This is a genomic window from Promicromonospora sp. NPDC050262 (genome assembly GCF_040655935.1).
Taxonomy (GTDB): domain Bacteria; phylum Actinomycetota; class Actinomycetes; order Actinomycetales; family Cellulomonadaceae; genus Promicromonospora.
The window spans coordinates 18,668-44,190 of sequence record NZ_JBFAKX010000001.1; the positions used below are offsets into that span (position 1 = coordinate 18,668).

Sequence of the window (25,523 nt, forward strand, 5' to 3'; positions counted from 1 at the left end):
GACCTGCGACCATGAGCGGGTGCGAGAGATCAGGCAGAGCCGCAAGCTGAAGTCCGTCCGGTACGACGTCCGGGGTCCGATCCTGGAGGAGGCGTACCGCCTGGAGGCCGAGGGTCACAAGATCCTCAAGCTGAACATCGGCAACCCCGCGCCGTTCGGGTTCGAGGCGCCCGAGGCGATCCTGGCGGACATGATCCACCACCTGCCGCAGGCGCAGGGGTACAGCGACAGCCGCGGCATCTACTCGGCACGCACCGCCGTGGCGCACTACTACCAGTCGCACGGCATCGACACGCACGTGGACGACGTCTACATCGGCAACGGCGTCTCCGAGATGATCAGCATGGTGCTGCAGGCCCTGATCGACGACGGCGACGAGGTGCTCGTCCCGGCGCCGGACTACCCGCTGTGGACCGGGGCCGTGAGCCTGCAGGGCGGCACGCCCGTGCACTACCGCTGCGACGAGTCCAACGGGTGGAACCCGGACCTGGAGGACATCGAGTCCCGCATCACGCCCGCCACGAAGGCACTGGTGATCATCAACCCGAACAACCCGACGGGCGCGGTGTACAGCGAGTCGACCGTCAAGGGGCTGGCCGAGCTGGCGCGCAAGCACGACCTGGTGCTCCTGAGCGACGAGATCTACGAGAAGATCCTGTTCGACGGCGCCACCCACCATCACACCGCCACGTTCGCCGCCGACGACGTCCTGTGCATCACGTTCAGCGGCCTGTCCAAGGCGTACCGGATCTGCGGCTACCGGTCCGGCTGGGCCATGATCTCGGGCCCCAAGCACCGCGCCGGCGACTTCATCGAGGGGCTCACCCTCGTCTCGAACATGCGCATGTGCGCCAACGTGCCGGCGCAGCACGCCATCCAGACGGCGCTGGGCGGCTACCAGTCGATCGACCACCTGGTGCAGCCCGGCGGCCGGTTCTACGAGCAGGCCATCCTGGCGGACAAGCTGCTCAACGAGATCCCGGGCGTCACCTCGGTGCGCCCGCGCGGCGCTCTGTACTGCTTCCCGCGCCTGGACCCGGAGATGTACCCGATCAAGGACGACGAGGCCTTCGTGATCGGCCTGCTGCGCGCCAAGAAGATCCTGGTGACGCACGGAACGGGCTTCAACTGGCCCGAGCCCGACCACTTCCGCCTGGTGACGCTGCCCGACGTCGACGTGCTCACCGAGGCGATCGGCCGCATCGCGGAGTACCTGGAGGAAGTGCGGGCCTGACGCCTCCGATCGACCTCCCCTTGCGACCAACCTCACCTCGCGGCCGACCTCCCCTTTGAGGCCTAGGTTTCTTCGCTTTGCTGCCGCGCAAAGCGAAGAAACTCAGGCCTCAAGAGGGAGAGCGGCCGCGGCGTCGGCCAGCAGGGCGTGGACGTGCATGTCGTGGTGGCCGTCCGCGTGCCGCGCGGCCCCGCGACGGGTCCCCTCCGCGGTGAACCCGGCCTTCTCCGCGACGCGGCAGGACGCCGGGTTGAGCGTCGAGTGCTCCAGCTCCAGCCGCCGGAACCCGACGTCGAACGCCCAGGCGCTCGCCGCCGTGACCGCCTGCGGCGCCACGCCCTGGCCCCGGGCGGCCGGGACGGTCCAGTAGGCGACCTCGGCAACGCCGTCGAACAGCTCGAGGTCCTTCAGGGCGAGCCGCCCGAGCAGCGTCCCGTCCGCGGCGGCGACCGCCCACTCCAGACGCCGCTCCTGCGCCCACGCCCGCTGCCAGCCTGCGATCATCCCGCGTGCCTCGTCCGGGGAGTCGACCCGGCGCACGTGCCAGCGCTGGATGTCGGGGTCCGCGTAGGCGGCCTGGAGGGCGACGGCATCCGCGTCGCTCCAGGGCCGCAGCCGTGCGCCGTCCTGGAGCGGCAGCGTGGGTTGCGCCAGCTCCGCGAGGGTGCCCGGGGTGATCGTGTACGGGGCGAGCTCAGCCATGCCGACACGATAGGTCCCACCCGCCGGTGACGGTCTGCGATTCCAGCGACGAGGACCGGACCGCCGCGCCGGGACCGGCCCACCGGTCAGGGAGCGGCGTGGACGTCGCCCGTGCAGGTGATGGCGAGCAGGTGTGCCCGGGCCTGGCGCACCACCGGGTTGGCCACGGGTCGGGTGGCGAGCTCGATCAGTGCGACCAGGTCGGCGGACCGGGCGAGGTCGACGGCCCGACGCCGGTCGGTGGCGCCGGGGCCGATGGCGGGGGCACCGACGGCGGCGGACCAGCCGTCCAGGACGCCCTCGACAAAGGACGGTTCCCGGTCGAAGCGCAGCAGGTTGCCCAGGTCCGTGGCCGGGTGTCCCGCGTGCGCGAACTCCCAGTCGAGCACGCCGGTGACCTGGAACGTGGCGGGGTCGACCAGCACGTTCTTGGGGTTCAGGTCACTGTGCACCAGGCAGGTCGCGGCGCCCTCCAGGTCGACGGCGGCGCGCTCGGCGACCTTCCGCAGACCGGCTACCTCGCCGTCGGACCAGCCGGCCTCGGCCAGGCCCCGCGCGTGGGTGTCGACCCAGTCGGGCAGCCAGAGATCGAACGGTTCGATCCGCAGGTCCGCGCCGGCGAACAGGCCGGTCCGCGGCATCGGCGTCGCGGTGAGCGTTCCCGCGACCCGGCCGAGCGATCGGCCCAGCACGCCGAGATCGTCCTCGGTCCGGCGTCCCCACTCCGGCGGTCCGCCCTCCGGCCGCCCACGCTCCCTGCGCTCCCTCTGCTCCGCGACCAGGCGCGCCAGGACGAGGTCGCCCCGCTCCCCCGGCAGCAGCTCGGCCACGAGCAGCCCGGGCAGTACCCCGTCGCTGTCGTGCACCTCACGGACGACCGGGACCGGCAGGACGGCGCGGACCCGGTCGAGCAGCGCCGCCTGGATCCGAGCCGCCGCGGGGGCGTGCCGCGCGTCGGTGAAGAACCGGGCCACGAGCCGATCCCCGCCGCCCGACCCCGGCGACGGGACCGCGAGGAACGTCTCCCCCGACCACCCGCCCGTCAGTGGCTCCAGGAGGTACCCGGGCAGGCGCGGGTCGACGCGCGGGGTCGGGGGCTGCATCAGAAGAGGGTCTCGTTCCCGACGTCCGCGCCGACGGACGCCGCGCCGGCGCCGTCGGACCGTACGCCGGTGAACGCGCCACGCGGGTAGTCCCCCTCCGCGTGCTGCTCACCGCCGGCGGCGTCGACGCGGTGCATCGCAGCCCCGCCCAGCCCGCGCTCGCGGATCAGGGGACGCACCCGCTCCCAGAGCCAGTCGCGGTAGCCCCGGTGCGCGTAGGCGCCCCGCGCGTAGACGCGGCCGTAGCCCTCCACGAGGTGCGGGTGGTCTCGCCCGAGCCAGCCGAGGTACCACTCGCGGGCACCGGGTCGCAGGTGCAGCGGCAGCACGGTGACGCCGGTCGCGCCGGCCTCGACCAGGTTGTCGAGCAGCCGTTCGAGGTGCGCGAGCGAGTCGGTCAGCCAGGGCAGCACCGGCGCCACCATCACGCCGCACGGCAGGCCCGCCGCCCGGATCGCGCGGATCAGGTCGAGGCGGGCCTTCGGCGTGGGGGTGCCGGGCTCGACGGCCTGCTGCAGCTCCCTGCCCGACGGCGTGTCGGCGAACGCGAGCGAGACGCCGAGGCCGATGTCGACCTTCTGTGCGGCCTCGACGAGCAGCGGCAGGTCGCGCCGCAGCAGCGTGCCCTTGGTCAGGATCGAGAACGGCGTGCCCGAGTCCGCGAGCGCCGAGATGATGCCGGGCATGAGTCGGTAGCGTCCCTCGGCCCGCTGGTACGGGTCGGTGTTGGTGCCGAGCGCGACGGCCTCGTGGCTCCAGGTGCGCTTGGCCAGCTCGGCCCGGAGCACCTGGTCGGCGTTGACCTTGACGACCACCTGGGAGTCGAAGTCGTGTCCGGCGTCGAGGTCGAGATATTCGTGGGTATTTCGGGCAAAGCAGTAATAACAGGCATGACTGCATCCGCGGTACGGGTTCACTGTCCAGCGGAACGGCATCTGGGAGGCCGCCGGCACCTTCGACAGCGCGCTCTTGGCGAGCACCTCGTGGAACGTGACTCCCGCGAACTCGGGTGACCGGACGGTACGCAGCAGCCCGGCGCCGCGCAGCCCGGGCAGCTCGAGCCCGGGCAGCGCGCCGTCGTCGTTCGAGATCGCCTGACCTTGCCAACGCATGATCCGATTCGAACACTTGTTCGAGCAGACGTCAAGCTGTCCACAGGTCGCCGGGACGAGTTCGGGGGAACGGGCCCGTCAGGGCAGCGGCGCCTCGCACGTCGCCGCCGGGTCCCCGTCGGCCGACACCACGGCCGCGACGCGCCACTGCGCGCGTTCGGTCGCGGACAGGGCGCGTGGCGGCTCCACGGTCAGGACACCGTCGCCGGGGACGACGTCGCGGACGGTCGGGTAGGCGGCGCCGTCGGCGTCGGTGAAGGTCACCGCAACCACCGAGCCGGGCGGCGCCGTGACCGCGAGGTGGTCCCTCGGGTCGGGCAGGCGCAGGCCGAGGAGATCGCGGTACTGGTCCACCCAGTCGACGGACACGCCGGCCGGGCAGCCGAGCGCGACGCGCTCGGCCTCGACCGGGCCGAGCGCGAGCACCGCGGTGGACCCCGCGAGGCTCGCGCCGAGCACGATGGCGGGCACGGAGAACCGGCGGCGCGCCCGGCGCGGCGCGTGCAGCCGGTTGTCGTCCGCGGCGCCCGCGTGCTCGCGCACCGCGCGGTGCGGGTTCCGCGCCCACCGCGTCCGGACCAGCCTCCCGGCAGCCCGGATGCGACGTCGTCTCACGGGTGCCGCGGCCGGCGCACCAGCCGCGCCCGTCACCCCGACGAGCGACTGCTCCCAGTGCTCGCCGAGCACCCCGTCGTCGACGCGTCCCGAACCTGTCATCGGCTGTCCCCTCGGCCCGCCGCGGGCCCCGAGAGGCGGCCGGCGGCGTCGTTCACATACGGAGTCTCATCGACACCGATCGCGAGGCTAGCCGAAGGCGCCTTCGCGACTCCGGGCAAACCGGACAACGTGCTCCAGTTCACCCACCGGGTCACCCCCGGACCTGCGCACGGTGACGATCGAGGGCGACCTCTGACGCCCGAGTCGTTTTTTGCGCAGATTTTACCTATAAGCCATGACTGCCATCATTTACCCCGCTACGGTCGAGCAATGCAGAAAGTGACCGCGCGTTCGACGGCGCTCGCCCTGGTGTGCTTCGCCCTGACCCTGGTGCTGGTCACGGCAGCCCAGGTCCGCCTGGCCGCGTCCGGCCAGGCGGCCACCCCGATCACGGTCGCGTCGGCGATCGCCACCCAGAACGGCTCGTCCGCAACGGTGCGCGGGTATGTCGTCGGGCAGCCGACTGCCACCAGCACAGTCGTCACCAGCGGGTTCCCGAACGATTACGCGCTTGCCCTGGCCGACGCCCCTGGCGAGAGCAGCACCTCGCGCATGGTCTACGTCCAGATCCCCGCCGCATTCCGTAGCAGCTTCGGTCTCGCGTCGAACCCAGCCCTGATGGGCAGGCAGCTCGACGTCACGGGTGCCCTGACGTCGTACTTCGCCCACCCGGGGCTCAAGGACGGCACCACGTTCGCCGTCGTCGGCAACGGCGGGGGTGGCGGTGGCGGCGCGATCCCCACCGGCTACTACGACGCGGCGGCGGGCAGGACCGGCACAGCGCTGCGCTCGGCCCTGCACGGCATCATCGACGATCACACCGGCGTGAGCTACGCGACCGTCTGGACCGCGCTCCAGGAGACCGACGAGGACTCGGGCAACCCGGACAACGTCATCGAGTTCTACTCCGGCGAGTCGATCTCGAAGACGCTCAACGGCGGCGACCCCGACGACTGGAACCGAGAGCACACCTGGGCCCAGAGCCACGGCGACTTCGGCACGGCCACCGGCCCGGGCACCGACCTGCACCACCTGCGGCCCACTGACGTCACCGTGAACTCGACCCGGGGCAACAAGGACTTCGACAACGGCGGCTCGGCCGTCTCCGAGTGCCCGGACTGCTTCACCGACTCCAACTCGTTCGAACCCGCCGACCAGTTCAAGGGCGACGTCGCACGCGCGCTCTTCTACATGGCGATCAGGTACGAGGGCGATGACGGCTGGCCGAACCTGGAGCTGAACGAGTCGACCTCGAACGGCTCGGTGCCGTTGCACGGGAAGATCTCCGTACTGCTCGCCTGGCACGCCGCCGATCCCGTATCAGCAGCGGAGATCCGTCGCAACGACATCATCTACGGCGACTGGCAGCACAACCGGAACCCGTTCATCGACCACCCGGAGTGGGCCGAGTCGATCTGGTGACCGGCGGGTGCGCACCCGCCTCGTCATCCGAGGCGGGTGCGCAAGGTTCAGGTCGGCCGGCGGGGCACCGGCCGGCCGGCGGTCAGCCCTGCGGGACCACCCGCGGCCAGCGGTCCTCGGCCGGCGGGGCCCACGTCGCGGCGTCGGCGTCGACCTGGTCGCCGGAGCGGATGTCCTTGACCTGGTCGGCGCCCACGACGCCGTCCTCCCCCGCGGAACCCGGGAACCAGACGAACGGGATACCGCGCCGGTCGGCGTACTTGATCTGCTTGCCGAACCTGGCGGCGCTCGGCGCGACCTCCACCGGGATGTCCCGGGCGCGCAGCGCGGCGGCCACGGCGTCGGACGTCGCGCGCTCCTCCTCGGACGCCACCGCGACCAGCACGGCGGACGGCACCGAACGCGTCGCTTCCACCAGGCCGGCGGACAGCAGCCGCGAGACGAGGCGCGAGACGCCGATCGACAGGCCGACACCCGGGTAGGTGTTCTTGCCGTCGGACGCGAGCGTGTCGTACCGGCCGCCCGAGCAGACCGAACCGAGCTGCTCGTGCCCCACCAGCACCGTCTCGTACACCGAGCCGGTGTAGTAGTCGAGGCCGCGCGCGATCTTCAGGTCGGCCACGACCACGCCCGGCGCGCGCTGCGCCGCCGCGGCGATCAGCGCGCCCAGCTCGGCGAGGCCCGTCTCCAGGAGCTCGGTCACGGCGCCGTAGGACTCGGCCAGCGCCCGCACCTCGTCGATCACGCCGACGTCGGACCCCGAGATCGACGCGAGCGCGAGGCAGGCCTTGGCCTGGTCGTCGGTGGCACCGCACTCGGTGACCAGCAGCTCGGAGACCTTCTCCGGGCCGATCTTGTCGAGCTTGTCGATCTGGCGCAGCACGCCCTCGACGTCGTCCAGCCCGACGCCGCGGTAGAAGCCCTCCGCCACCCGGCGGTTGTTCACCAGGATGCGGACCGGCGGCAGGCCGATCTCGCCCAGTGCGCCGAGTGCCTCGGCCATGACCAGCGGTGCCTCGACCTCGAAGTGGTAGGGCAGCTCGCCCGCGCCCACGATGTCGATGTCGGCCTGGACGAACTCGCGGAAGCGGCCGTCCTGCGGGCGCTCGCCGCGCCACACCTTCTGGATCTGGTAGCGACGGAACGGGAACGCGATGCGGCCGGCGTTCTCCAGCACGTAGCGGGCGAACGGGACGGTCAGGTCGAAGTGGAGACCGAGCTGCTTCTCGGAGCCGGAGCGGGCGGCGCCGTCCTCCTCCTGGAGGCGGGACAGGATGTAGACCTCCTTGGAGGTCTCACCCTTGCGCAGGAGCTGGTCCAGCGGCTCGACGGCCCGCGTCTCGATCCCGGCGAACCCGTGCAGCTCGAAGGTGTGGCGCAGCGTGTCGAGGACGTGCTGCTCGACGATGCGACCGTCAGGGAGCCATTCAGGGAAACCGGAGAGAGGAGTGGGCTTTGCCATGCCTCAGATCTTCCCACGAGCGGCGACCCGTCAGCCCGGGTTTTCCACAGCCTGGTCGACCAGCCCGGCGAGCACGTCCAGCTCGCCGCGCTCGTGCCACGCCAGCCGGCGCAGCACCTTCACGCCGGTCCAGCTCCCGTGCTCGGGCCAGACCCGGGACAGGTCCGGCGCCCTCACGTGCCGTCCCCGGCGAGGAACGGGTTGGTCGCCAGCTCGCGGGCCACTGTGGTGGCGGGCCCGTGCCCCGGGACGACGGCGAGCGCCGTGTCGAGCCCGCGCACGACGTCGCGCAGCGTCGCGCCCATCACCCGGTCCGAGCCACCGTGCAGGTCGGTGCGGCCGACGGAGCCCGCGAACAGGACGTCGCCGGTCAGGACCACCTCGCCGTCGAGGCGGTAGAGCGTGGACCCCTCGGTGTGGCCCGGCGCGTGCACGGCGTGCAGCGTGACGTCGCCGAACGTGAGCTCGGCGGACCCGCCGGGCGTGGCGAACGGCTCGACCAGGTCGGGCGCCCGGTAGTCGTCGCGGTGCAGCCCGAGCGCGGTCTCCAGCGCGGGGCTGAGCGTGCCGAACGGGTCGGCGAGGCGGTAGGCGTCGGCCTCGTGCAGGCGCATCGGGATCCCGTACCGCGCGCACAGTGCCCCGGCGTCCCAGGTGTGGTCGGCGTGGCCGTGCGTCGCGAGGACGGCGCGCGGCGTCAGGCCGGTGTCGTCGAGCAGGCGCCCGACGGCGTCGGCGACCCCCGCGCCGGCGTCCACCACCACGCAGTCCGCGCCCGCGGACACGACACAGCAGTTGGTGCCGAAGACCGGCGCGACCACGACACGAAGCTCCACGGGGCCCACGCTAACGGCTCGCGTCGGCCCTGGCAGAGGCTTCTTCACCCGTCGCCGGCGGCGCTCAGACAGTATGACCTGGCATCCGATGCCTACACTGTCCCCGCACGGGGTGATTCGCCCCGGATCCATCAGGTGAATCGGTCCAGCGTGACCGCGCCCCGGGTCGGGGCGAGCACGAGAGAGCACGGGGAAGGGAACGCGGTGGCTTCCACCAAGCAGCGGCAGCGCGCGCAGCAGGCCAGGCAGGCCGACAAGCGGGCGCAGCGGCAGGCGGCCAAGCGCGCGCAGAAGCAGCGCCTGTGGACCCTGGTCGCACTGTTCACGGTGCTGGCGCTCGTCGGCGCCTTCGTGATCGCCGCGCTGATCAACTCGGGTGCGCCCGAGGCGGGCGGGGGCACCGCCGACTGCCCGGCCGGCGTCGAGGAGGCACGGGACACCTACGAGCTCGCCGACCCGTCGGTGGCCGAGGACCGCACCTGGACCGTCACGCTGCAGGCCTGCTCGGGCGACACGACCGCCGACATCGTGCTCGAGCTCGACGGCGCGGCCGCGCCGCAGGCCGTCGCCAGCTTCGTCACGCTCGCCCAGGGCGGCTACTTCGACGGGACCGGCTGCCACCGCCTCACGACGCAGGGCATCTTCGTGCTCCAGTGCGGCGACCCGACCTTCACGGGCTCCGGCAGCCCGGGCTACTCCTTCGGCCCCGTCGAGAACGCCCCGGAGGACGACGTCTACCCCGCGGGCACCGTCGCGATGGCGCGGCGCGGCGACGACGCAGAGTCCATGGGCTCCCAGTTCTTCCTCGTCTACGAGGATTCGACCATCCCCTCCGACACAGCCGGCGGGTACACGGTCTTCGGCACGATCACATCCGGCCTGGACTTTGTCCAAGCAGTCGCTGACACGGGCGCGGTAGACGGTGCACCAGACGGTGAGCCTGCCACCCCGGTCACCATCGAAGGAGTTGAGACCCAGTGAGCGAACCCACTTCTCGCTCGACCGAGCCCGTCCAGCAGGACGCGCCCGTCGAGCCCGTGGCCGAGACTCCGACCGCAGCCGAGGCACCCGCCGAGGCGGTCAGCGAGGCGCCCGAGGCGGCCGCCGAGGAGGACGCCGCCGAGGCGACCCCCGAGGCCCCCGCGACGGAGCCGGCCGCCGAGGAAGCTCCCGAGGCCGAGGCCGAGGCTCCCGCGGAGGACGCTCCCGCCGAGGAGGCGCCCGCCGCGGTCACCGAGGCTCCCGCCGAGGACGCCGCTGCGACCGAGGCTGCCGTCGAGGAGACTCCTGCCGCCGAGGCAGAGGCCCCCGCCGAGGAGGAGGCCGTCGAGGAGGCCGCCGCGGACGAGACTCCCGCGACCGAGGCCGCTGTGACCGAGGCACCCGCCGAGGAGGTACCTGCCGAGGAGGCACCGGCGGCGGAGGCACCGGCCGCCGAGGCCGAGACTCCTGCCGAGGAGGCTCCGGCAGCGGAGCCGGCGGCCGAGGAGCCTGCGGCCGAGGAGGCCCCGGCCCCCGAGGCCGAGGCTCCCGCCGAGGAGGCTCCCGCCGAGGAGACCCCCGCCGAGGAGACCCCCGCCGAGGAGGCACCGGCAGCGGAGGCACCGGCAGCGGAGGCCCCCGCCGCCGCCCCCGCTCCGAAGCCCGCCACCCCGAAGCCGTCGGCGATCCCCTCGCCGGCCGCGCTCGCCCGGCCGCGTGCGCCCAAGCCGGGCACACCGTCGGCCCCCGTGGCGCAGGCCGCCCCGGCGACGGCGCCCACACCCGTGGTGCCCGCGGCCGCGGACGCCGTCGCGCACGCCGAGGCGGAGAAGTTCGGCCGTGTCGACGACGAGGGCAACGTCTACGTCAACGACGGCGACGGCGAGCGCGTCGTGGGCCAGTTCCCCGGTGTCACGACCGAGGAAGCGCTTGCCCTGTACGTGCGGCGTTACCTCGACCTGAGCGCGAAGGTCGGCCTGTTCGAGGCCCGGCTGGAGAGCGCGGACCTGTCGGTGCGCGAGATCGACCAGACGCTGCAGAAGCTCGGCGAGGAGACCGCCGAGCCCGCCGCCGTCGGCGACCTGGCGGGCCTGCGGACCCGGGTCGAGGCCCTGCGGGGCCGCGCCGCGGAGCGCCGCGCCGCCCTGGAGCAGGCACGCTCCGCCGCCAAGGCGGAGGCCGTCGCGTCGCGCACCTCGATCGTGGAGGCCGCCGAGAAGATCGCGGCGACCGACCCGGGCAAGATGCAGTGGCGCCCGGCGGGCGAGGAGCTGCGCGCGCTGCTGGACCGCTGGAAGGACGCCCAGCGCTCCGGGCCGCGTATCGACCGCCCCACGGAGGAGTCGCTCTGGAAGCGGTTCAGCCACGCCCGCACGGCGTTCGACCGTGAGCGCCGGCACTTCTTCGCCGACCTGGAGCAGCGCAACAGCGCCGCGAAGACGGAGAAGGAGAAGCTGGTCTCCGAGGCGGAGGCGCTGTCGAACAGCACCGACTGGGGCTACACCGCGGGTGCGTACCGCGACCTGATGACGCGCTGGAAGGCGGCGGGCCGGGCGTCCCGCAAGGACGACGACGCGCTGTGGGCCCGGTTCCGGGCCGCGCAGGACCGGTTCTTCCAGGCCCGGGACGCCGAGAACGCCGTCATCGACGCGGAGTACGGCGAGAACCTGAAGGTCAAGGAGGTCCTGCTGGAGGAGGCGGAGGCGCTGCTCCCGGTCAAGGACCTGAACAAGGCCAAGGCCGCCCTGCGCAGCCTCCAGGAGCGCTGGGAGGAGGCCGGCAAGGTCCCCCGCGGCGACATCCAGCGCATCGAGGCCCGCCTGCGCGCGGTCGAGACCGCGGTCCGCGACGCCGACCAGGCGCAGTGGAAGCGCACCAACCCGGAGACGCGTGCGCGCGCCGAGGGTGCGGCGGCGCAGCTCGAGTCCGCGATCGCGGCCCTCGAGGCGGACCTCGCGGAGGCGCAGGCCAAGGGCGACAAGCGCAAGGTCTCCGAGCTGGAGGCCGCCGTGGCGGCCCGCCGCTCGTGGCTGGAGCAGGTCGTCAAGGCCGCGGAGGACTCCCGGGGCTGATGCTTGTCCACAGCGGGCCCGTTCGCGCTCTGCGCGACCGGGCCCGCTGCGCGTAGGTTCTGCGCATGCCGTTCCCGTCCCTCGCCGCGCTGCTCGACCCCGAGCCGACGGCGCCGCCGCTCGTCGTGACCCCGGCGCACGTCGGCGGACCGGTGGCGTGGACCGAGCTGCGCCGTGCGGGCGCGCTGGTCGAGCTGCACGACGGCGCGGCGGTCGCCGCAGGTTCCGTGGTGGGCCCGGCGCACCGCGCACTGGCGCTCGCACCCGAGGTGCCCGCTCGATGCGTCCTGGGCGCCGCCACCGCGGCGTGGGTCCACACGGGCCTGTACGACGGCGTCGTGGCGCCCGCCTGGCCGGCCGGAGCCCCGGTCGAGCTGGCCTACTCCCCCGACACCCATCGTCCCGTCCCGCGCCCGGGGCAGGTCGCGCGCCGCGCGCCGGGTCTCGGGCGGGACACCGAGCACCTCGCGGGAGTACCGGTGACCCGGCGGGTGCGGACCGCCGTCGACGTCGCCTGCACCGCCCCGCAGGAGGCCGCCGTGCCCGTCCTGGTGGCCCTCGCGCGGGCCGGGGCGGACCTCCGGGAGGCCACCGCCCTGCTGGACCGCCGGGCCCGTGTGGTCGGCCGCCCGGCGGCGCACCGGGCGCTTTCTGCGGCGCGGGAGCTGCTGGCGGGCTAGGTTCGGTCCATGGCCGGATCCAAGACACCCGCAGTGGAGCTCGACGTCGCGGGCCGCACCGTGCGCGTGACGAGCCCGGACCGCGTCGTCTTCCCCCGAGGCATCACCAAGCTCCAGGTCGTCGAGTACTTCGTCGCCGTCGCCGACGGCATCACCGGCGCCCTGCTCCACCGCCCCACCACGCTGGAGCGGTGGCCCAAGGGGTGGCACGAGGGCGCGCACCTCGCCACGCGCATGCCCAAGCCGGACGACCCGAAGGGGGACGGCTTCTACCAGAAGCGCATCCCGAAGGGCGCCCCGGGCTACGTGGAGACCGCGACCATCGCGTTCCCGTCGGGCCGCACGGCGGACGAGGTCTGCCCCACGGAGCCCGCCGTGGTCGCCTGGGCGGCCAACATGGGCACGCTCACGTTCCACCCCTGGCCGGTGCGGCGGGACGACGTCGAGGCGGTGGACCAGCTCCGCATCGACCTGGACCCGCAGCCGGGCACGGACTTCTCCGACGCCGCCGCCGTGGCGCCGCACCTGCGGGAGCTGCTCGGCGAGCTGGACCTGCGGGGCTACCCCAAGACGTCGGGCGGCCGCGGGCTGCACGTGTTCGTGCCGCTGGAGCCGCGGTGGACGTTCATCGAGGCGCGGCGGGCGACCATCGCGATCGGGCGCGAGCTGGAGCGCCGGCTGCCCGGCAAGGTCACCACGCGCTGGTGGAAGGAGGAGCGCGGCGAGGCGATCTTCGTGGACTACAACCAGATGGCCCGCGATCGCACCATCGCCTCCGCGTGGTCGATCCGGGCCAACGGCCGGGCGACGGTGTCGATGCCGCTGGACTGGGACGAGGTGCCCCACGTGCACCCCGACGACTTCGACGTGCTCACCGCGCCGGGCCGGTTCGCCGAGCGGGGCGACCTGTTCGCCGCCCTGCGCGCCGACCGGGACCCGGCCCTGGACTGCTCGCTCGACGCCGCGCTCGACCTGGCGGCGCGCGACGAGGCCGACGGCCTGGAGGACCTGCCCTACCCGCCGGAGTACCCGAAGATGCCGGGCGAGCCCAAGCGGGTCCAGCCCAGCCGCGACAAGGACCGCGACCGGAGCAAGGACGCCGCGGCGGAGTGACCCGCCCGCGGCAGCGCCACGGCCGGTGAACCGTCAGTGCGACCGGAGCGCCTTGATCAGGTCGCCCTTGCGCATCGAGGAACGTCCCTCGATGCCGATCTCGGCGGCCCGCTTGCGCAGCTTCTCGACCGTCCAGTCGTCGTAGTCGCCCGCCTTGCCGCCCGTGCGGCCGACGCTCTTGCGCGACGTGTTCGCCGCCGCGTTCGCGATGCGGGCGGACTTCTCCTTGGAGCTGCCCTCGTCACGGAGCTTCTCGTACAGCTCCTTGTCCTTGACGCTCGGCCCAGGGTCACGCTTCGGCATGGTCACTCCTCCCGACGGTGCTGGACGCTCACCGTCCACCATCACCCGATCTCACCCCGCTCGCACGCCCGCCAACCGATGAGTCCGGCGCCCGCCCGGCGTCGGACGGGCATGGGAACGCTGCGCTACACCGCGAACATGTCCGCCGACGGGTACACCGTCGACGCGGAGGGAAGCTTCGACTTCACGCGGCCGACCGACGAGGTGCTCGCGTTCATCAACGAGAACGAGTCGGACGTCGCCGTCTACGTCCTCGGTCGGCGCATGTACGAGACGATGGTCTACTGGGAGACCCACGACTCCCGGTCCGACCCGAACCCGCACACGGACCGCTACGCGGCGATCTGGCACGGCGTCGACAAGGTCGTCGCGTCGTCGTCCCTGCCACAGGACGCCGTGACGTCGGCCCGGACCCGGCTCGTGCGTGACCTGCAGCCGGGCGAGCTGCGGCGCATCGTGAACTGCGCGCCCGGCGTCGTCTCCATCGGCGGGCCCACCGTGGCCGAGGAGTTCATCCGGCAGGGCCTCGTGGACGACTTCCGCTTCCTGGTCTACCCCGAGGTGGTGGGCGGCGGGCTGCCGGCCCTCCCCCGGGACGCCCGGCTGCGGCTGCGGCTGGTGGACTCCCGGACCTTCGACAGCGGGTCCGTCTACCTGCGCTACGCGCCGCGCTGAGGCAGGCTCGTATCCGTGACCACACTCAACCTGCCCGTGCAGCCCCCGGTCCGGCCGATGCTCGCCAAGAGCGTGCCCTCGGTGCCCGCCCAGCCCGCCGGCGACGACGCCGGCCCCGCGTACGTCTACGAGCCCAAGTGGGACGGGTTCCGCGCCATCGTCTACCGCGACGGCGACGAGGTACGCATCGACTCCCGCAACGCCAAGCCGATGGAGCGCTACTTCCCGGACGTCGTCGCCGCCGTCCGCGACGCCCTGCCGGAGCGGTGCGTGGTCGACGGCGAGATCGTCATCGCCCAGCGGCCCGGCCACGGCGCCGCGCACCTGAACTTCGAGCTGCTGTCCCAGCGCATCCATCCCGCGGAGTCCCGCGTGAACATGCTCGCCGAGACCACCCCGGCCGCGCTCGTGGTGTTCGACGTGCTCGCCCTGGGCGACGACTCGTTCATGGACCGGCCGCTGACCGAGCGGATCGCGGCCCTGGACGGCCTCGGTCTCACGGGTCCCCTCGTGTTCGCGACGCCCCGCACCCTCGATGCCGCCGAGGCGAAGGAGTGGTTCGGCTCGTTCGAGGGCGCGGGCCTGGACGGCGTCGTCGCCAAGCCCGCGGACGGGCCGTACGCGCCCAACAAGCGCAGCATGCTCAAGATCAAGCACACCCGCACCGCCGACGTCGTGCTGGCGGGCTACCGGCTGCACAAGACCTCGACGCCCGAGCAGCCGCTGCTCGGCTCGCTGCTGCTGGGCCTGTGGGACGAGACCGACGACGGGCCGCGCCTGCAGTTCGTGGGCGTCGCTGCGTCGTTCTCGGCCACCCGGCGCGCCGAGCTGATCGCGGAGCTCACCCCGCTGGTCGTGGAGCCCGGGACGCCCGCGGCAGAGGAGCACCCGTGGCAGGGGTGGACCGACCCCACGAAGGCCGAGGCGGGCGACCGGCTGCCCGGCGCGCAGTCGCGCTGGAGCTCCGGCAAGGACCTGTCGTTCACCCCCCTGCGGCCCGAACGCGTGCTCGAGGTGGGCTACGACCACATGGAGGGCTCCAGGTTCCGGCACACGTCCCAGTTCAAGCGCTGGCGCCCGGACCGCGAGCCGGCGTCCTGCACGTACGAGCAGCTCGAGGAGCCGGTCAGCTTCGACCTGGGCGAGCTGCTCCCGGGGGCTCCGGGGACGTCCTGACGTGTCAGACGTACAGGTCACCCGAGTGACCTGTACGTCTGACAGGACGGTTCAGACCGGCAGCTGCGGCCGCTCGACCGGCTTGGTGCCGGTGATGCGGTGCACGTCGAACACGCCCTCGACCTTGCGCACCGCCGACAGGACGGTCGCGAGGTGTGCGGGCTCGGCCATCTCGAAGATGAACCGGGAGACCGCCAGCCGGTCGTCCGACGTCGAGACGAACGCCGACAGGATGTTCACGTGGTTCTCGGACAGCACGCGGGTCACGTCCGACAGGAGCCGCGAGCGGTCGAGCGCCTCGACCTGGATCTGCACGAGGAACATCGTGTTCGCGCCCTGCGTCCACTCCACCTCGACCAGGCGCTCGGGCTGCTTGCGCAGCCCGTCCAGGTTCACGCAGTCCGTGCGGTGCACGCTCACGCCCTGGCCGCGGGTCACGAAGCCCACGATGTCGTCGCCCGGCACCGGGGTGCAGCACTTGGCCAGCTTGACCCAGACGTCGGCCGACTCGGAGCCCTTGAGCATGACGCCCGGGTCGCCCGACCGTACGCGCCGGGCGGTGAGCCCGCCGGGCCGGGCCGCCTCGGCGACGTCCTCCTCCGCGCCGTCCGCGCCACCCAGGGCCTTGACGAGCTTCTCGACCACGTGGGCCGAGGAGATCTGGCCCTCGCCGACGGCCGCGTACAGCGCGGACACGTCCTGGTAGTTCATCTCGTCCGCGACCCCGACCAGGGTCTCGTGCGACATGAGGCGCTGGATCGGCAGGCCCTGCTTGCGCATCGCCTTCGCGATCGAGTCCTTGCCGGTCTCGACGGCCTCCTCGCGGCGCTCCTTGGTGAACCACTGCCTGATCTTGTTGCGCGCGCGCGGCGACTTCACGAACCCGAGCCAGTCGCGGCTCGGGCCGGCCGTCTCCGACTTCGAGGTGAGGATGTCGACGACGTCGCCGTTCTCCAGCGGCGAGTCCAGCGGCACCAGGCGGCCGTTCACGCGGGCGCCCATGGTGCGGTGGCCCACCTCGGTGTGCACGGCGTACGCGAAGTCGACGGGCGTGGCGCCGCCGGGCAGCGCCATGGCCGAACCCTTCGGCGTGAAGACGTAGACCTCGTCGCCGCCGATCTCGAACCGCAGCGAGTCGAGGAACTCGGCCGGGTCGGCGGTCTCCCGCTGCCAGTCCACGAGCTGGCGCAGCCAGGCCATGTCCTGGTTCTTCGGGTCGTTGCCGCCCGCCGCCGGCGTCTTCTCCTTGTACTTCCAGTGCGCCGCGACGCCGTACTCGGCGCGCCGGTGCATGTCGTGCGTCCGGATCTGGATCTCCACGGGCTTGCCGCCCGGGCCGATCACCGTCGTGTGCAGCGACTGGTACATGTTGAACTTCGGCATAGCGATGTAGTCCTTGAACCGGCCGGGGACCGGGTTCCACCGCGCGTGCATGGCGCCGAGCGCCGCATAGCAGTCGCGCACGGTGTCCACCAGGACGCGCGTGCCGACCAGGTCGTAGATCTCCGCGAAGTCGTGACCGCGCACGATCATCTTCTGGTAGATCGAGTAGTAGTGCTTGGGCCGGCCGGTCACGGTGGCCTTGATCTTGGCGCTGCGCAGGTCCGACTCGATCTGCCCGCGCACCACGCCGAGGTACTCCTCGCGGGCGGGGGCGCGCTCGGCCACCAGGTGCACGATCTCGTCGTACACCTTGGGGTACAGGGTCTGGAAGGAGAGGTCCTCCAGCTCCCACTTGATCGTGTTCATGCCCAGCCGGTGGGCCAGCGGCGCGTAGATCTCGACGGTCTCGCGCGCCTTGCGCTCCGCCGACTTGGACGGCACGTACTTCCAGGTGCGGGCGTTGTGCAGGCGGTCGGCCAGCTTGATGACCAGCACGCGGATGTCCTTGGCCATGGCCACGACCATCTTGCGCACGGTCTCGGCCTGCGCCGCGTCGCCGTACTTCACCTTGTCGAGCTTGGTCACGCCGTCCACGAGCAGCGCGACGTCGTCGCCGAACTCGCCGCGCAGCGTGTCCAGCGAGTAGTCGGTGTCCTCCACCGTGTCGTGCAGCAGCGCGGCCGCGATCGTGGTGCCCTCGAAGCCGAGCTCCGCGAGGATCGTGGAGACGGCGACCGGGTGCGTGATGTACGGGTCTCCGCTCTTGCGCATCTGCCCGCGGTGGGCCTTCTCGGCCACCACGTAGGCGCGCTCGATGAGGGCGACGTCGGCCTTGGGGTGGTTGCTGCGGATCGCCTGCAGCAGCGGCTCGATCGCCGCGGGGGTGCCGCCACCGATGCTGCGCACGCCCAGGCGCACCAGCCGGTTGCGCATCCGGTTGCCACCCGGAGGGGTGGGCGGGTTCTTCTCGGGCACCGGAGCGCGTGACACCGTGTTCTCCGCCATGTACGCGCCTCCTTCCCCGGGATGAAACCCGGAGTCGCCAGTCTAGCCCTGGACCTCTATTCGCCGTCCGACCGGATCAATCACCGGACGGGGTGTCCACCCGCAGGAGAGTATCGACGTTGTGGCCGTGGAGCCTGTCGCGCCCGTGAAGCGCCTCCAGCTCGATCAGGAAGGCGAGCCCGGAGACGACTCCACCGCACTGCTCCACCAGCTCTGCTGCGGCCGCCGCGGTACCGCCCGTGGCGAGAACGTCGTCGATGATGAGAACGCGCGCACCGGGGGTGAGTGTTCCCGAGCGCAGCTCGATGGACGCGGAGCCGTACTCCAGGTCGTACGAGACGCTGTGCGTGGGCGGCGGGAGCTTGCCCGCCTTGCGCAGGGGCAGGAAGCCCAGGCCGAGCGCGTGGGCCACGGGCGCGCCGAGCAGGAAGCCGCGGGCCTCCATGCCGGCCACGACGTCCACGCCGTCGGCCAGCGCGAGGCGGGTGAACGCCTCCACCACGTCGGCCAGGCCCTCGGCGTCGGCCAGCAGGGGCGTGATGTCCTTGAAGAGGACACCGGGAGAGGGAAAGTTCGGGACGTCCGCGATCAGGTCGCGAACGCGCGTCGCCCTCTCCGGCGCCAGGCCGGAGAGGGCGACGTCGGTCATGTCGTCTGCCACGAGGCGGAGCCTACCGGCGACGCCTGGGCTGAGCCGCCTGTCCCTGGTGGTGACCCGGGACGAGCTGGGCCGAACCGGACGCGGCAGCGGCCAGCATGCCCTCGTCCGCACCCTCGGCCACGAGACCCGCGCGCAGGTCCATGACCTTCTTGGTGTGGGCCGCGATCTTGGGCTCGCGCTCACGCAGCGTCACGTCCAGCGGCGTCGCGAAGAAGAGCGACGACAGCGCACCCGCCGCGATACCGACGAACAGCGACAGCGAGATGTCCTTCAGCGTGCCGGCGCCCAGCAGGAAGCCACCCACGAAGAGGATGCCCGCGACGGGCAGCAGCGCCACCACGGAGGTGTTGATGGACCGGACCAGGGTCTGGTTCACCGCGAGGTTGGCCCGCTCGGCGTAGGTGCTGCGGGTCTGCTCGGTCACCGAGGCGGTGTTCTCGCGCACCTTGTCGAAGACGACCATCTTGTCGTACAGCGAGAAGCCCAGGATGGTCAGGAAGCCGATGATCGTGGACGGCGTGACCTCCCAGCCGATCACCGCGTACACGCCGGCCGAGACCAGCACGTCGGTGAGCATGGCCACGATGGCCGCGACCGACATGCGCCAGGCGCGGAAGTAGACCGCCATGAAGACCGCCGCCGCGAGCACGAACGCCACGGTGCCCCACAGCGCCCGCAGGCTCACGGACTGGCCCCAGGTCGGGCCGATGAAGTTCGACGTGACCTCGTCGACGCTCACGCCGTAGGCGCTGGCCAGCGCCTCGCCGACCTGGTCGGTCTGCTCGCTGTCGAGCTCCGAGACCTGCACGCGGACGGCGTTCGCGCCGACCTGGCTGACGTGCGGCTCCTCGCCGGGAGCGACGGTCGCGACCGCGTCGATCGCGACGTCCTCGTCCGTGGTGGAGACACCCGAGACGGTGAACTCGGAGCCGCCGCGGAAGTCGATACCGAGGTTCAGGCCCTGGAAGACGAGCACGAGGATCGACGCCGCCGAGAAGAGCGCGACGATCGAGTACCAGAGCCGCCGCCGCTGGACGATCGGGTACGACCTACGACCGGTGTAGAGGTCGTTACCCCACTGAGCAAAGCCACCCCGCGCCATCAGCTGTTCTCCTCGTTCTGAGCCGGCTGGGTCGTCTCTGCGGACCCTGCGGCAGCCTTGCGCTCGGCGGCACGCCGCTCCGCGATCGTCATCCTGCGGCCGTCCTCGGCGGTGCGCGGCGCCGGGGTCACGGACTGCGCCGTGACCAGCTCCCGGTCGGGCTCGGCGGTGCCGAGGTCGGGTGCGTCGGTCGTCGCGTCCGGCCGCGCGCCGGAGAGCTGGCCGGCGCCCCGGTACCGCGGCGTCACCTCGATCCGGTCGGCCGAGAGCCCCGACCACTTGTGGCCGTCGCGGAAGAACGGCACCTTGGCGAGCAGCTCCATCATCGGGTGCGTGAACCAGATGACCACCATGACGTCGATGATCGTGGTCAGACCCAGGGTGAACGCGAAGCCGCGCACGCCGCCGACGGTCATGAAGTACAGGATGACCGCGGACAGCAGGTTCACGGCCTTCGCGGCGTAGATCGTGCGGCGCGCACGGACCCAGCCGCGCTGGACCGCGAGTCGCAGCGACCTGCCGTCGCGCAGCTCGTCACGGATACGTTCGAAGTACACGATGAACGAGTCCGCGGTGAAGCCGATGGCCACGATCAGACCTGCGACACCCGGCAGGGACAGGCGGTAGCCGATGCCCCAGCTCAGGAGCGCGATCACCACGTAGGTCATGGCGGCCGCGACCACCAGCGAGGCGACCGTCAGCAGGCCCAGCGCGCGGTACTGGAACAGCGAGTACACGACGACGAGCGCGAGGCCGATCAGACCGGCGATCAGGCCGCGCTGGAGCTGCTCGGAGCCGAGCGTGGCGGAGATCGTGTTCTGCCCGTCGACCTGGAAGGTCAGCGGCAGTGAGCCGAAGCTGAGCTGGTTGGCCAGCGTGGCGGCCGACTCCTGCGTGAAGGAGCCCGAGATCTGCGCCTGACCGTTGGTGATCGCGACGTTCGTGCTCGGCGCCGAGACGACCAGGCCGTCCAGCACGATGGCGAACTGGTTGCGCGGCTGCTCCAGGTTCACCAGGCGCTCCGTGGTCTCACGGAACTCCTTGGTGCCCTCGGTGTTGAAGTCGAGGTTGACGCCCCACTCGTTGGTGACCGTCCCGTTCGCGCCCGGCATGAGGCCCGACGACGCGCTGGTCAGGTTGGTGCCGTCCACCTCGACGGGGCCCAGGATGTACTTGGCCGCGCCGGTCTGGTCGCACGTGACGAGCAGGCGGTCCGGGTTGTCCCCGCCGCCGCCCTCGAGGTTCTTGGGGTCGGTGCAGTCCAGCGCGTCGTACGCGGCCTGGACCGACGGCGTGATCTGCGCCAGGTCCGAGGGGTCGGTCGCCGCCTTGATCGCCTTGTCCTGCTCGGCGAGGTCCTCCTTGGTCGGCTCGGCCGCCGCGGCCGCGTCGCCGCCGTCGGCCTGGGCGTCGTCGCCCGTGCCGTCCGCGGACGCCGACGGGCTCGCCGAGGGCTGCGTCGTCGGGACCGGGTTGCCGATGGCCAGGACCGGGCGGAACTTCATCTGCGCGGCCTTCGAGATCAGCGCGACGGTCTCGTCGTCCACCTCTCCCGGGATCTCGACCACGATCTGGTTCGACCCCTGGGCAGCGATCTCCGCCTCGGTCACGCCGTTGGCGTCCACCCGCTGCCGGATCACGCCGATGGCCTCTTCCATCGCCTCGGGGGTGATCTCGGAGCCGTCGGAGGTCACCGCCTTCAGGATGACCTGGGTGCCGCCCTGGAGGTCGAGGGCCAGACCGGGTGCCAGGCTCGCGCCGTCCGGATTGTCGCTCGACTTTCCGTCGAGCTGCCAACCTGCCAAGAGGGCGCCGAAGGGCAGCAGGATCGTCAGGATCGTCAGGAGCACGATCGTGCGAACCGGCCGCGAGCGCCGGGTGTCAGTCGCCAACGTCTGTCTCTTCTCGTGTGCGCGCCGGGGTACGTCCGGCGCGGGTTCGGCGCCGTCCGGGGTCACCGGACGGCGCGGCCGTCACTTGCCGTCTGCGTCGGCGTCCCGTCGCTGCTGCTCCCGGTACTCGCGCTGGGCGGTGTCGAGGCCAGACAGATCGTCGGGGACGTCGGTCGCGTCGGGGCTGATCGTACTTCCCGTTTCGCTCTTTGCTGTGACGTCGACCTCATCTGCCGTGTTGTCGGTGTCCGCGTCGTCGGCGACGGGCTCCTCGACCTGCTTGGAGATGGCGGCGCGGAGCCAGGTGGTCTGGCTGCCGGGGACGGACTCGATGGTCACCTGGTCGTTCGCGTCGTCCACCTCGACGACGGTCCCGATCATCCCGGAGGCGGTCATGACCTTGGCCCCGACCGTGAGGTTGTTCCGGAACTCCGCCGCCGCGCGCTGCTGCTTGCGGGTGCGGGAGGACATGAAGAACATCGCCACGAGGAGGATCGCGACGAGAATGAGCATTTCCACGGTGAGGTCCCTGTTCGATTGCTGTGTCGGATGTGCTGCGCACGTTCGTGGCGCACGACGAGGATCCCAACCAGTGTAGTGCTCGGGCGTGGATCCCCGGGCTGCCCGCGGTGGGGGCGCCACAACGACAACGTCAGGGGTCGAGCAAAGTTCCCGGGCCGGTGCTGCCGGTCGTGGCGCCGGCCGCCTGCGCGGGCGGCGTGAGGCCCAGGTGCTCCCAGGCCGCGAGGGTCGCGACACGGCCGCGCGGGGTGCGCCCGACCAGCCCCTCGCGGACGAGGTAGGGCTCGGCGACGGTCTCGACGGTCTCGGCCTCCTCCCCCACGGTCATGGCGAGCGTGGACAGGCCGACGGGCCCGCCGCCGAACCGGGTGCACAGGGCGGTGAGCACCGCGCGGTCGAGGCGGTCGAGGCCGATGAGGTCGACCTCGTAGACCTCCAGTGCCGCCCGCGCGGCGTTCAGGTCGAGGCGGCCGTCGCCGCGCACCTGCGCCCAGTCGCGGACGCGGCGCAGCAGCCGGTTCGCGATGCGGGGGGTGCCGCGGGAGCGGCCGGCGATCTCGTGCGCGGCGGCGTGGTCGAGGTGCACGCCGAGCAGTCCGGCGGAGCGCAGGATGACCCGCTCCAGCTCCTGGGGCGTGTAGTAGTCCATGTGCCCGGTGAACCCGAAGCGGTCACGCAGCGGGGCGGGCAGCAGGCCGGAGCGGGTGGTGGCGCCGACCACGGTGAACCGGGGCAGCGCGAGCGGGATGGCGGACGCACCGGCACCCTTGCCAACCACGACGTCGACCCGGAAGTCCTCCATGGCGACGTACAGCAGCTCCTCGGCGGGGCGGGCCAGGCGGTGGATCTCGTCGATGAACAGCACGTCGCCCTCCTCCAGGGAGGACAGGACGGCGGCGAGGTCGCCCGCGTGCTGGATGGCGGGTCCGCTGGTCAGGCGCAGGTGCGACTCGAGCTCGCCGGCGATGATCATGGCCAGCGTGGTCTTGCCGAGCCCGGGCGGGCCGGACAGGAGCACGTGGTCGGGCGGGTTGCCGCGCGCGATCGCGGCCTGCAGCACCAGGGAGAGCTGGTCGCGCACGACGCGCTGGCCCACGAAGTCGTCGAGCCGCTTGGGGCGCAGCGCGGCCTCGGCGGCGCGCTCGATCTCGTCGGCGCTCGGGGCGACGATCCGGCCGCCGCCCTCCGTCTCGGTCGAGACCTCAGCCACGGTGGCCTCCCAGCACGCGCAGGGCCGCGCGCAGCGTCGAGGCGACCTCGTCGGCCGCCACGGAGTCGGCGCCCGCCTCGGCGAGCACCTTCGCCACGGCGTCGTCGGCCTGCTTGGCGGGCCAGCCCAGGCCCGCGAGGGCCTCCACGACCCGCTCGGAGTGGTCGGTGGCGCCCGCGGCGGCGCTGGGCGCGGCCTCGGCCGGCGCGAGGCCGGACGGCGGCCCCAGCCGGTCGCCGAGCTCCAGGACGATGCGCTGGGCGCCCTTGCGTCCGATGCCCGGCACGCGGGTCAGCGCGGCGAGGTCCTCGCCGGCGACGGCGCGGCGCAGGGCGTCCGGGGTGTGCACCGCGAGCATCGCGAGCGCCAGGCGCGGCCCGACGCCGGAGACGGTCTGCACCACCTCGAACACGTCCCGCTCGTCCGGGTCGCCGAACCCGTAGAGCGTCATCGAGTCCTCGCGGACCACCATGCTCGTGGCGACACCGGCGGTCTCGCCGACGCGCAGCCCGGCCAGGGTGGCGGGGGTGGCGTGCACCAGGTAGCCGACGCCGCCGACGTCGACCACCGCGCGGTCCAGACCCACGTGGGCCACGGTCCCCGTCAGCGAGGCGATCACGGGCTCCCCCTCCTTGCCTGCTGGTCCGGCTCGCCGAACCAGTATCGAACGTCAGTGCGAGGAGCCTAACAAGCGGAGGGAGGTCTCCGGGGAGGCACGCCGTCAGCGGCGGGGGCGCTGCTTGGCGGCCTGCTCGGCCGCGGCCCAGGCGCGCTGCGCGGGCGTGAGCTCGTGCCGGTCGCCGCCCTGCAGGGCCCCGGCGGGGCGCCACAGGTGGCAGACGGCGAGCGCGAGCGCGTCGGCGGCGTCGGCGGGCCGCGGCGCCTCGTCGAGGTCGAGGATCCGGGTGATCATCGTCGTCACCTGCGCCTTGTCGGCGCGCCCCGAACCGGTCACGGCTGCCTTGACCTCCGACGGGGTGTGCAGCGCGACGGGCACGCCACGGCGGGCCGCGGCCACCATGGCCAGGCCCGCCGCCTGGGCAGTCCCCATCACCGTGCCGACGTTGTGCTGCGCGAAGACGCGCTCGACCGCCACCACGTCCGGGACGTGCTCGTCGAGCCAGCGCTCCAGGCCCTCCGCGATCCGCAGCAGGCGCAGGTCCGTGGACAGGTCCACGTCCGAGCGGATCACGCCGACGGCCACCATCCGGGCCCGCCGCCCGGGCAGGGAGTCGACGACGCCGACGCCGCACCTGGTCAGACCGGGATCAACACCGAGAACGCGCACGGAGAAACCCTCTCACGTGCGGGTTCCTTCCCTGCGCGGACACGGCCGGGGGGGGTGAGTGCTACTCCTCCTCGTCGAGCGCCGCCATGACCTCGTCGCTCGCGTCGAAGTTGGCGTAGACGTTCTGCACGTCGTCGCTGTCCTCGAGCGCGTCGATGAGGCGCATGATCTTGCGGGCGCCCTCGACGTCCACCTCGACCTGCATGGACGGGTGGAAGATCACGTCGGCCGAGTCGTACTCGATGCCGGCCTCCTGGATGGCCGTGCGCACGGGCACCAGGTCGGTCGCCTCGGTGAGGACCTCGATGACCTCGCCCTGGTCGGTGACGTCCTCGGCGCCGGCGTCGAGCGCGGCGAGCATGACCTCGTCCTCGCCCACCCCGTCGGCCTTCGGCACCACGATCAGGCCCTTGCGGGAGAACAGGTACGACACCGATCCCGGGTCGGCGAGGTTGCCGCCGTTGCGGGAGAACGCCAGACGGACCTCGGAGGCCGCCCGGTTCTTGTTGTCGGTGAGGCACTCGACCAGGACGGCGATGCCGTTGGTGCCGTAGCCCTCGTACATGATCGTCTGGTAGTCGACGGCGTCGGCGCCCTCGCCGGAACCGCGCTTCAGCGCACGGTCGATGTTGTCGTTCGGGACCGACGACTTCTTCGCCTTCTGGACCGCGTCGAACAGCGTCGGGTTACCGGCGAGGTCGCCGCCGCCCGTCCGCGCCGCGACCTCGATGTTCTTGATCAGCTTCGCGAAGAGCTTGCCGCGCTTGGCGTCGATCGCGGCCTTCTTGTGCTTGGTCGTGGCCCACTTGGAGTGACCTGACATGCCTCTACCTGACTCCTTGCATTTCGATGGCTCTTATCAATGGCTGACG

25 protein-coding genes are annotated in these 25,523 nt (G+C 72.3%); 8 read left to right on the plus strand and 17 right to left on the minus strand.

The window, feature by feature from the left end; all coding sequences use genetic code 11:
- Positions 1–19: 19 nt before the first annotated feature.
- Positions 20–1,234 carry a pyridoxal phosphate-dependent aminotransferase gene (locus AB0I29_RS00085; protein WP_357476557.1) on the plus strand — a complete coding sequence of 405 codons (1,215 nt, stop codon included), beginning with the start codon at positions 20–22 and terminating at the stop codon, positions 1,232–1,234.
- A gap of 102 nt (positions 1,235–1,336) precedes the next feature.
- Here AB0I29_RS00085 and AB0I29_RS00090 read toward each other — a convergent pair whose 3' ends face one another.
- From AB0I29_RS00090 to AB0I29_RS00105, 4 genes are all read right to left on the minus strand, one after another.
- Entirely contained in the window at positions 1,337–1,936 is a 600-nt protein-coding gene (locus AB0I29_RS00090; protein WP_357476560.1) for a GNAT family N-acetyltransferase, read from the minus strand.
- An 86-nt stretch (positions 1,937–2,022) separates the two neighbouring features.
- The gene (locus AB0I29_RS00095; protein ID WP_357476563.1) at positions 2,023–3,039 is read right to left on the minus strand and encodes a phosphotransferase; all 1,017 of its coding nucleotides are present in this window, start codon (positions 3,037–3,039) and stop codon (positions 2,023–2,025) included.
- Positions 3,039–4,151 carry an Rv2578c family radical SAM protein gene (locus tag AB0I29_RS00100; RefSeq protein ID WP_357476566.1) on the minus strand — a complete coding sequence of 371 codons (1,113 nt, stop codon included), beginning with the start codon at positions 4,149–4,151 and terminating at the stop codon, positions 3,039–3,041. Before AB0I29_RS00100 ends, AB0I29_RS00095 begins: the two co-directional genes overlap by 1 nt.
- 78 nt (positions 4,152–4,229) lie before the next feature.
- The gene (locus tag AB0I29_RS00105; RefSeq protein ID WP_357476568.1) at positions 4,230–4,868 is read right to left on the minus strand and encodes a hypothetical protein; all 639 of its coding nucleotides are present in this window, start codon (positions 4,866–4,868) and stop codon (positions 4,230–4,232) included.
- A gap of 270 nt (positions 4,869–5,138) precedes the next feature.
- Here AB0I29_RS00105 and AB0I29_RS00110 point away from each other — a divergent pair, with 270 nt between their 5' ends.
- Entirely contained in the window at positions 5,139–6,290 is a 1,152-nt protein-coding gene (locus tag AB0I29_RS00110; RefSeq protein WP_357476571.1) for an endonuclease, read from the plus strand.
- Positions 6,291–6,372: 82 nt separating this feature from the next.
- On the opposite strand, the gene hisS is transcribed toward AB0I29_RS00110, so the two are convergent.
- The 3 genes from hisS to AB0I29_RS00125 are packed head-to-tail and all read right to left on the minus strand — an operon-like array spanning position 6,373 to position 8,588.
- Positions 6,373–7,752, minus strand: a complete 1,380-nt coding sequence (gene hisS / locus AB0I29_RS00115; protein WP_357476574.1) for a histidine--tRNA ligase — start codon at positions 7,750–7,752, stop codon at positions 6,373–6,375.
- 30 nt (positions 7,753–7,782) lie between these two features.
- Positions 7,783–7,929: a hypothetical protein gene (locus tag AB0I29_RS00120; protein ID WP_357476577.1), complete on the minus strand. Its 147-nt coding sequence runs from the start codon at positions 7,927–7,929 to the stop codon at positions 7,783–7,785.
- Positions 7,926–8,588, minus strand: coding sequence for an MBL fold metallo-hydrolase (locus AB0I29_RS00125; protein WP_357476579.1), 663 nt, complete (start codon positions 8,586–8,588; stop codon positions 7,926–7,928). The genes AB0I29_RS00120 and AB0I29_RS00125 overlap by 4 nt, the downstream gene beginning before the upstream one ends.
- 204 nt (positions 8,589–8,792) lie before the next feature.
- Here AB0I29_RS00125 and AB0I29_RS00130 point away from each other — a divergent pair, with 204 nt between their 5' ends.
- The 4 genes from AB0I29_RS00130 to AB0I29_RS00145 all read left to right on the plus strand — a co-directional run bounded on the left by AB0I29_RS00130 (position 8,793) and on the right by AB0I29_RS00145 (position 13,434).
- Entirely contained in the window at positions 8,793–9,569 is a 777-nt protein-coding gene (locus AB0I29_RS00130; RefSeq protein WP_285102423.1) for a peptidylprolyl isomerase, read from the plus strand.
- Complete coding sequence (locus AB0I29_RS00135; RefSeq protein WP_357476584.1) at positions 9,566–11,641, plus strand: DUF349 domain-containing protein; 2,076 nt, start codon at positions 9,566–9,568, stop codon at positions 11,639–11,641. The genes AB0I29_RS00130 and AB0I29_RS00135 overlap by 4 nt, the downstream gene beginning before the upstream one ends.
- Before the next feature lie 65 nt (positions 11,642–11,706).
- Positions 11,707–12,321, plus strand: a complete 615-nt coding sequence (locus AB0I29_RS00140) for a hypothetical protein (RefSeq protein WP_357476587.1) — start codon at positions 11,707–11,709, stop codon at positions 12,319–12,321.
- Positions 12,322–12,330: 9 nt separating this feature from the next.
- A complete protein-coding gene (locus AB0I29_RS00145; protein WP_357476590.1) occupies positions 12,331–13,434 on the plus strand; it encodes a DNA primase small subunit domain-containing protein in 1,104 nt (367 codons plus the stop codon).
- 33 nt (positions 13,435–13,467) lie between these two features.
- Here the strand turns inward: AB0I29_RS00145 and AB0I29_RS00150 are convergent, their stop codons facing one another.
- Entirely contained in the window at positions 13,468–13,737 is a 270-nt protein-coding gene (locus tag AB0I29_RS00150; RefSeq protein ID WP_285102429.1) for a Rho termination factor N-terminal domain-containing protein, read from the minus strand.
- 111 nt (positions 13,738–13,848) lie between these two features.
- On the opposite strand from AB0I29_RS00150, the gene AB0I29_RS00155 reads away from it, so the two are divergent.
- Complete coding sequence (locus AB0I29_RS00155; protein WP_357476594.1) at positions 13,849–14,412, plus strand: dihydrofolate reductase family protein; 564 nt, start codon at positions 13,849–13,851, stop codon at positions 14,410–14,412.
- Positions 14,413–14,427: 15 nt separating this feature from the next.
- Entirely contained in the window at positions 14,428–15,588 is a 1,161-nt protein-coding gene (locus AB0I29_RS00160; protein ID WP_357476597.1) for an ATP-dependent DNA ligase, read from the plus strand.
- A gap of 51 nt (positions 15,589–15,639) precedes the next feature.
- Here AB0I29_RS00160 and AB0I29_RS00165 read toward each other — a convergent pair whose 3' ends face one another.
- The 9 genes from AB0I29_RS00165 to AB0I29_RS00205 form a co-directional block, all read right to left on the minus strand.
- A complete protein-coding gene (locus tag AB0I29_RS00165; protein ID WP_285102433.1) occupies positions 15,640–17,976 on the minus strand; it encodes a bifunctional (p)ppGpp synthetase/guanosine-3',5'-bis(diphosphate) 3'-pyrophosphohydrolase in 2,337 nt (778 codons plus the stop codon).
- A gap of 76 nt (positions 17,977–18,052) precedes the next feature.
- Positions 18,053–18,625 carry an adenine phosphoribosyltransferase gene (locus tag AB0I29_RS00170; RefSeq protein ID WP_357478075.1) on the minus strand — a complete coding sequence of 191 codons (573 nt, stop codon included), beginning with the start codon at positions 18,623–18,625 and terminating at the stop codon, positions 18,053–18,055.
- A gap of 22 nt (positions 18,626–18,647) precedes the next feature.
- Positions 18,648–19,739, minus strand: a complete 1,092-nt coding sequence (gene secF, locus AB0I29_RS00175) for a protein translocase subunit SecF (protein ID WP_285102434.1) — start codon at positions 19,737–19,739, stop codon at positions 18,648–18,650.
- Positions 19,739–21,631 carry a protein translocase subunit SecD gene (secD, locus tag AB0I29_RS00180; RefSeq protein ID WP_350224560.1) on the minus strand — a complete coding sequence of 631 codons (1,893 nt, stop codon included), beginning with the start codon at positions 21,629–21,631 and terminating at the stop codon, positions 19,739–19,741. Before secD ends, secF begins: the two co-directional genes overlap by 1 nt.
- Before the next feature lie 81 nt (positions 21,632–21,712).
- On the minus strand, positions 21,713–22,144 hold the full coding sequence (gene yajC, locus AB0I29_RS00185; protein WP_285102489.1) for a preprotein translocase subunit YajC: 432 nt from the start codon (positions 22,142–22,144) through the stop codon (positions 21,713–21,715).
- Positions 22,145–22,283: 139 nt separating this feature from the next.
- Entirely contained in the window at positions 22,284–23,363 is a 1,080-nt protein-coding gene (ruvB, locus tag AB0I29_RS00190) for a Holliday junction branch migration DNA helicase RuvB (RefSeq protein WP_357476603.1), read from the minus strand.
- A complete protein-coding gene (gene ruvA / locus AB0I29_RS00195; RefSeq protein WP_357476606.1) occupies positions 23,356–23,982 on the minus strand; it encodes a Holliday junction branch migration protein RuvA in 627 nt (208 codons plus the stop codon). Before ruvA ends, ruvB begins: the two co-directional genes overlap by 8 nt.
- Before the next feature lie 102 nt (positions 23,983–24,084).
- Positions 24,085–24,651, minus strand: coding sequence for a crossover junction endodeoxyribonuclease RuvC (ruvC, locus tag AB0I29_RS00200; protein ID WP_285102437.1), 567 nt, complete (start codon positions 24,649–24,651; stop codon positions 24,085–24,087).
- Between the two features lie 61 nt (positions 24,652–24,712).
- Positions 24,713–25,474: a YebC/PmpR family DNA-binding transcriptional regulator gene (locus tag AB0I29_RS00205; RefSeq protein ID WP_285102438.1), complete on the minus strand. Its 762-nt coding sequence runs from the start codon at positions 25,472–25,474 to the stop codon at positions 24,713–24,715.
- Positions 25,475–25,523 lie beyond the last annotated feature (49 nt).